This window comes from Hansschlegelia beijingensis, assembly GCF_045505405.1.
Classification (GTDB): domain Bacteria; phylum Pseudomonadota; class Alphaproteobacteria; order Rhizobiales; family Methylopilaceae; genus Methylopila; species Methylopila beijingensis_A.
The window spans coordinates 1-6,352 of sequence record NZ_JBJKEX010000171.1; the positions used below are offsets into that span (position 1 = coordinate 1).

At 68.4% G+C, this 6,352-nt stretch carries 7 protein-coding genes and 1 pseudogene; 2 read left to right on the forward strand and 6 right to left on the reverse strand.

Annotated features, from left to right (window positions below; genetic code table 11):
* Positions 1-91: 91 nt before the first annotated feature.
* Positions 92-322 (reverse strand): annotated as a pseudogene (locus tag ACIKT0_RS11310) (amino acid kinase family protein); the annotation flags it as partial.
* 103 nt (positions 323-425) lie between these two features.
* Complete coding sequence (locus ACIKT0_RS11315) at positions 426-1,364, reverse strand: hydrogen peroxide-inducible genes activator (RefSeq protein ID WP_407105445.1); 939 nt, start codon at positions 1,362-1,364, stop codon at positions 426-428.
* 194 nt (positions 1,365-1,558) lie between these two features.
* Between ACIKT0_RS11315 and ACIKT0_RS11320 the strand changes: the two genes are divergently transcribed.
* The gene (locus tag ACIKT0_RS11320; protein ID WP_183395265.1) at positions 1,559-2,113 is read left to right on the forward strand and encodes a peroxiredoxin; all 555 of its coding nucleotides are present in this window, start codon (positions 1,559-1,561) and stop codon (positions 2,111-2,113) included.
* A 79-nt stretch (positions 2,114-2,192) separates the two neighbouring features.
* Positions 2,193-2,738, forward strand: coding sequence for an alkylhydroperoxidase, AhpD family (gene ahpD / locus ACIKT0_RS11325; protein ID WP_407105446.1), 546 nt, complete (start codon positions 2,193-2,195; stop codon positions 2,736-2,738).
* A gap of 51 nt (positions 2,739-2,789) precedes the next feature.
* Here the strand turns inward: ahpD and ACIKT0_RS11330 are convergent, their stop codons facing one another.
* The 4 genes from ACIKT0_RS11330 to ACIKT0_RS11345 all read right to left on the reverse strand — a co-directional run.
* Positions 2,790-3,914 (reverse strand): calcium-binding protein, encoded by a 1,125-nt coding sequence (locus tag ACIKT0_RS11330; RefSeq protein ID WP_407105447.1) that lies wholly within the window; start codon positions 3,912-3,914, stop codon positions 2,790-2,792.
* 20 nt (positions 3,915-3,934) lie between these two features.
* Positions 3,935-4,603 carry a hypothetical protein gene (locus ACIKT0_RS11335; protein WP_407105448.1) on the reverse strand — a complete coding sequence of 223 codons (669 nt, stop codon included), beginning with the start codon at positions 4,601-4,603 and terminating at the stop codon, positions 3,935-3,937.
* Between the two features lie 173 nt (positions 4,604-4,776).
* The gene (gene obgE / locus ACIKT0_RS11340) at positions 4,777-5,823 is read right to left on the reverse strand and encodes a GTPase ObgE (RefSeq protein WP_407105449.1); all 1,047 of its coding nucleotides are present in this window, start codon (positions 5,821-5,823) and stop codon (positions 4,777-4,779) included.
* Positions 5,824-5,874: 51 nt separating this feature from the next.
* Positions 5,875-6,352, reverse strand: a 478-nt coding sequence (locus ACIKT0_RS11345) for a GNAT family N-acetyltransferase (protein WP_407105450.1), incomplete at its 5' end; no start/stop codon positions are given.

Here is a 6,352-nt window from a genome sequence, read left to right on the forward strand (position 1 = left end):
CTGGCCCGAGCGGCTGGCAGCCGACAGCGCCTATGGTGCGGCCGAGACGCTCGCCTGGCTGGTCCATGAACGCGGGATCGAGCCGCACAATGTCCTCGAGCCGCAGCGCGCCGCCGGGGAAGCCCAGCACGGTCCGGCCGAGCGCGATCGAGCCGGAGGAGACAACGATGATCTCCGCGCCGCGCGCGGCGTGGCGGGCGAGATCGGCCGCGAGGCTTTCCAGCCAGTCGCGCTTCAGCGCGCCCGCCTCGCGATCGACCAGCAGCGCGGAGCCGATCTTGACGACGATGCGGCGGAAGGAGGCGAGCGAGGGCGCGGTCACGGGAAAGGTTTTCTGCTGGAGGACGGCGGGCGGCGCGCCGTCACGGGTCGCGGGATCGATAGGTTAGAAGCGGGGCCGGTTTCAAGCGGCCGCTCGTCCGGGATCACTCCGCGCGCGTTCCGCCGCCGTCGGCGCCGCCGAAATGCGCCCTGCACAGTTCGCCCAGATGGCGGGCCAGCACATGGTACTCGGGGGCGCGGCTCGCGCGCTCCCGCCAGATCAGCGCGAGTTCGCGCGAGGAGCGTTCGCCGCGGCACGGGATCAGCGCCAGCGGCGCGCCCTCTGCGATGCCGGCCGCGACCGCGATCTCCGGCAGGAAGGTGACGCCGAGGTCGTTCGCCGCCATCTGCACCAGCGTCATCAGGCTCATCGCCTTCAGGTCGCCGCCCTCATGGGCGAAGCTCGCGCCGGTCAGCGACAGCACCTGGTCGCGCAGGCAGTGCCCGGGCTCGAGCAGCAGCACCCGCTCCTCGGCGAGTTCCTCCGCCGCGATCTCCCCGCGCTGCGCCAGCCTGTGGCGGCTGTTCACGGCGAGCAGGAACCGGTCGCGCCAGAACGGCTCGACCGCGAGGCCCCGCGCCGTGAAAGGCAGCGCGATGATCGCGGCGTCGAGCTCGCCGGTGCGGATGTCGGCGATCAGTGAGCGGCTCAGGCCCTCGCGCACCGAGATCGCCAGTTCGGGGAACGCGCCGCGGATGCTGGGCAGGGCGCGCGGCAGCAGGAACGGCGCGACCGAGGGGATGACGCCGAGCTTCAGCCGCGACGTCAGCGGTCTGCCGGCCCGGGCGAGCAGCGCCGGCAGGTCCTCGACCTCGGCGAGGATCTCCGAGGCCCTCGCCGCGAGCAGCGCGCCCTCGGCGGTGAGCTCGAATCGGCGGCCCGCACGTTCCGCCAGTCGGGCGCCGAGCTCCGTCTCCATCTCCTGGATGGCGCCGCTGAGCGTGGACTGGCTGACCCCCACCCGCCGCGCCGCCTTCGAGAAGGAGGCCGTTTCCGCAAGAGCTACAAAATATCGCAGCTGGCGGAGGCTCACGTTCAGCACCGCGCAAACTCCTGGGAATCAAGGCGCGAAAGGCGCGCCGGCGAAGTTATCGAAAAAACCGATCCAACACTTCCGTTTTATCGGTTGGATTACTGCTCGCGCGCATGCGAGCCGGAGGGCGAGCGGCCGGCGGCGGCGCGACCCCAAGCGCGCGCGGCCCGGACATCGTTCAGGACCCTATTCGGAGCGGACACATGCTGGGCATTGGCGACAAGCTTCCCGACTTCACCGTCACGGGCGTGAAGCCCGGCTTCAACAATCACGAGGAGAACGGGGTTTCGGCGTTCGAGCCGATCACGGCGGAGAGCTTCCCGGGCAAGTGGAAGATCATCTTCTTCTACCCGAAGGACTTCACCTTCGTGTGCCCGACCGAGATCGCCGAGTTCGCGCGCCTCGCCTCCGACTTCGAGGACCGCGACGCGGTCGTGCTCGGCGGCTCGGCCGACAACGAGTTCTGCAAGCTCGCCTGGCGGCGCAACCACGCCGACCTCGACAAGCTGCCGATCTGGTCGTTCGCCGACACCAACGGCTCGCTGATCGACGGCCTCGGCGTCCGCTCCGCGGATGGCGTGCCGTACCGCTACACCTTCGTCGTGGACCCGGACAACGTGATCCAGCACGTCTACGCGACCAACCTCAATGTCGGCCGCGCGCCGAAGGACACGCTCCGCGTGCTCGACGCGCTGCAGACCGACGAGCTCTGCCCGTGCAACCGCCAGGTCGGCGGCGAGACGCTGAAGGCCGCCTGATCCGGCCCTCGACGCTCCCTGCCCCGCGCGCGCCGCGAGCGCGCGCGGGTTCCGGTTCACGCACTCTGAGGACACCGTCATGTCGATCGAAGCGCTGAAGCAGGCGATCCCTGACTTCGCCAAGGACGTCCGTCTCAACCTGTCCTCGATGGCCGGCGACGAGACGCTGACCGACCAGCAGAAATACGGCCTGTTCGTCGCCTGCGGCATCGCCTCCCGCAACCCGCAGCTGCGCGACGCGCTGATCGGCGAGGCCGCGCCGAAGCTCTCCCCCGCAGCGCTCTCGGCCGCCAAGTCGGCGGCGGCGATCATGGGGATGAACAACGTCTACTATCGCTTCGTCCACCTCGCGGCGAACAAGGACTACCAGTCCATGCCGGCGAAGCTGCGCATGAACGTCATCGGCAATCCCGGCGTCGACAAGGTCGACTTCGAGCTGTGGTCGATCGCGATCTCGGCGATGAACGGCTGCGGCATGTGCATCGACGCGCATGAGGAGACGCTGCGCAAGGCCGGCGTCGGCAGCGACAAGATCCAGACCGCCGTGCGTTTCGCCGCGATCATCGCCTCCGCGGCGATCGCGCTCGAGGCGGCTGACGCCAGCGCGGAAGCGCTCGCGGCCTGAGCGGCTCGCGGATGGTCCCGGCCAAGCGCGGCCGGGACCATCCGCGCGACCTCAGACCACTACGAAGTCGGCCGCCGTGATGGCGGTCTGGTTCTCCAGGATCGCGAAGCGGACGGCCGCATAGGCGCCCCCCGTCCCGTCGCGGTCGAAGAACAGCGAGCCCGACGCCTGATCGTAGATGATGCGGTCGTCGGCGTCGTGCGCGGCCGCCCCGACGTAGAACGCGCCGGCCGCGAGCGCTCCGGTCGCGAGCCCGACGAACACGCCGTTCTCCAGCCGGATCGTATCGTCCGCCGCCACGAAGTCCGTGATGGTGTCGACGTTCGAGGCCTTGATTGCGGTCGTGAAGGCGAAAGTGTCGGCGCCCGCCCCGCCGGCGAGGCGATCCTTGCCGCCGCCGCCGTCGAGCACGTTCGACCCCCCGTTTCCGACCAGCTGGTTGTCGAGGCTGTTGCCCGTGCCGTTGACGTTCGCCAACCCGGTCAGGGCGAGGCGTTCGACGTGCTGGCCCGCGAGCGAGAAGGTGACGGAGGAATAGACCCGGTCGAGGCCCTGGTCCTTGGTCTCGATGACCCGGTCGCCGGCGTTATCGACATAGTAGTCGTCGTCGCCGAGGCCGCCGGTCATGGTGTCCGCGCCGGCGCCGCCGTCGAGGTCGTTCGCTCCGGCGTTGCCGGTGAGCCGGTTCGCCATGGCGTTGCCTGATCCGTTGATGGCGCCCGACCCGGTCAGGACCAGGTTCTCGACATACTGCCCGAGCGAGAACGTGACGGAGGCGTTCACCGTGTCGACCCCGGCGACGTTGGCTTCGACGACCACGTCGCCGGCATTGTCGACATAGTAGGTGTCGGCGCCGCCGCCCCCCTCCATGCGGTCCGCGCCTCTGCCGCCGTCCAGCGTGTCGTTTCCGGCGAAGCCATAGAGCTTGTCCGCGCCGGCCTGGCCGCTCAGCGCGTTCGCTCCGCCGTCGCCGCGCAGCGTGTCCGCGAAGCCCGAGCCGGAGACGTTCTCGAACCCCAAATAGGTGTCTCCATAGCCGCCCTCGTTGGCCAGATTGATCGTCACGCCGAATGTCGAGAAGGCGAAATCGAGCGTGTCGAGACCATCGCCGCCGTCGAGGAAGTCGATCCCGGCGCCGCCGCTGATCGTGTCGTTTCCTCCGCCGCCGCTGATCAAGGCGCCGTCATTCCCCGCAATCAGCCAGTCCGCGCCCGCGCCGCTCGCGATCGAGCCGCTGACCGTTCGCCGCGGCCGTCGAAAACATTTCCGCCGGCCCCTGACATCGCTACGGACCCCTCGACGTGACCGGCGTTGCGGAACGTCGTGCTGGCGTTACTGAAGGAGGCATGTCCCTCGAGCGTGCCGCTGTTGGTGAGCCGCACCGTCTCGCCGCTATACACAAGAACCGAGTAGCCTGCCCCACGCACGATTCCGGAATTTGATATGTTAATTCCGGTCGAGTTCTGGCTGATTATACCTGTAGAACCAGTGATCGAACCGCTGTTTGAGACGTATGTGCCGCTAGCAGCTGATATGGAGACGCCCCACCCTGCTACGACTATATTTCCGTCATTTATAATATCACTTCCGGACCCAGCGCAGTATATTCCGTTATAAGCAAAAATCCGGCCGGAAGCGCTGTTCCAGATATATGACTCGGAGCCTTGGGTCGTTATTCCCCCGCCAGCGTTGATGACTCCGTCATTCTGGACCCAGCTGAAGCCGCCGCTCCCCATGTTGACGCCCGAATAGCCAGCGCTGGTCGTCAGCGTCACGCCCGACTTGATGGTGAGATGCACGTTGAAGCCACTGATCGTGTAGCCGTCCGCATTGCCGGCGTCGTAGTCGCTTGAGATGATCGGCATGATTGCACAGAGCTCCTGTGAGACCCGCCATGGGCAAGCTCAGGAGGCTAGGCGCATAGAATAGAGCTGTCGACGACTTAGATGTTGTCAGTCGATCAGAATAAGAGGGCAAGAAGACGCGGGAGCGGCGGTCGCCGAGATGGGCTTCCCCCTCAGCCAGGCCGACGTCGCCGCTAGGGCCGCCAGGCCTCCTCGGCGATCTTCGGCATGGCTTCCGCAGCCTCCTGCCGCTTCGCCTCGTCGATGACGGCGAGCAGCCGACGCAGCGTGTCCTCGACCGCCTCGCGCGACAGCGAGGAGAGCGCGATCGGCGTCTGCTTCGCAGCCCGCTTCAGGCGGGCGAGCTGCTCCTTGCGGAGCTCGGGCGACAGCGCGTCGGCCTTCGACAGCGCGACAATCTCGGGCTTGTCGGTCAGCCCGCCGCCATAGGCCTCGAGTTCGCCGCGCACCACCTTGTAGGCCTCGCCGGCGTGCTCGCAGGTTCCGTCGACGAGGTGCAGCAGCACCCGGCAGCGCTCGACATGCCCCAGGAAGCGGTCGCCGAGCCCGACCCCCTCATGCGCGCCCTCGATCAGGCCCGGAATGTCAGCCATCACGAATTCGCGTCCGTCGATGCCGACCACGCCGAGGTTCGGGTGCAGGGTCGTGAACGGATAGTCCGCGATCTTGGGCTTGGCGGCGGAGACCGCCGCCAGGAAGGTGGACTTGCCGGCGTTGGGCAGCCCAACCAGGCCAGCGTCGGCGATCAGCTTCAGCCGCAGCCAGATCCAGCGCTCCTCGCCCTCCTGGCCGGGATTTGCGCGCCGCGGCGCCTGGTTGGTCGAGGTCTTGAAATAGGCGTTTCCGAAGCCGCCATTGCCGCCCTTGGCGAGCACGATGCGCTGGCCGACCTCGGTCAGGTCGGCGAGCAGCGTCTCCTCGTCCTCGTCCAGCACCTGCGTGCCGACCGGCACCTTGAGCACCACGTCGGCCCCGTTCGCGCCGGTGCGGTTCTTGCCCATGCCGTGGACGCCGGTCTTGGCCTTGAAATGCTGCTTGAACCGGTAGTCGATCAACGTGTTGAGGCCGTTGACGCACTCGATGATGACGTCGCCGCCGCGCCCGCCGTCGCCGCCGTCAGGACCGCCGAACTCGATGAACTTCTCGCGCCGGAAGGAGACGCAGCCGGCGCCGCCGTCGCCGGAGCGCACATAGATCTTGGCCTGGTCGAGGAATTTCATGATCGGTCCAGTCGTTTCGGCGTCGCGCGCCAGCGTTTGATGTAGGCCGGTTCAGCCGAGAGCGACAGGGCGCCGGGCGGAGGGCCCGGGCGCCTGCCCGGTGCGGATCGCCGCCTCCCCCCAGGCCTTGAGCGAGAAGAACACCTCGCGCTCCAGCCGGAACCGGTCGACGGGGACGGGCCCGCCGGATGTCTGCGCCCGCATGTGGCCCGCGCCCGCCCACTGGAAGCCGCATCGCTCCAGCACGCCGCGCGAAGCCGAGTTTATAGGCCGGCAGCACGCCTTCACGGTCGCGGCTCCGGTGGTCTCGAACGCCGCCTCCAGGGCCGCCCGGGCGGCCTCGGTCGCGAGACCGACGCCGCGATGGTCACCGCCCAGCCAATAGCCGAGCTCGACCTCGTCGGCGCCCGCCTCTCGCCATCCGATCCCGCCGATCAACGCGCCGCCCTCCTTGAGCCGCATGCAGAAGCTCGCCTCGCGCGGAAAGCCGCGACGCAGCGCCTCGAGCACGAAGGCGCGCGCCTCCTCG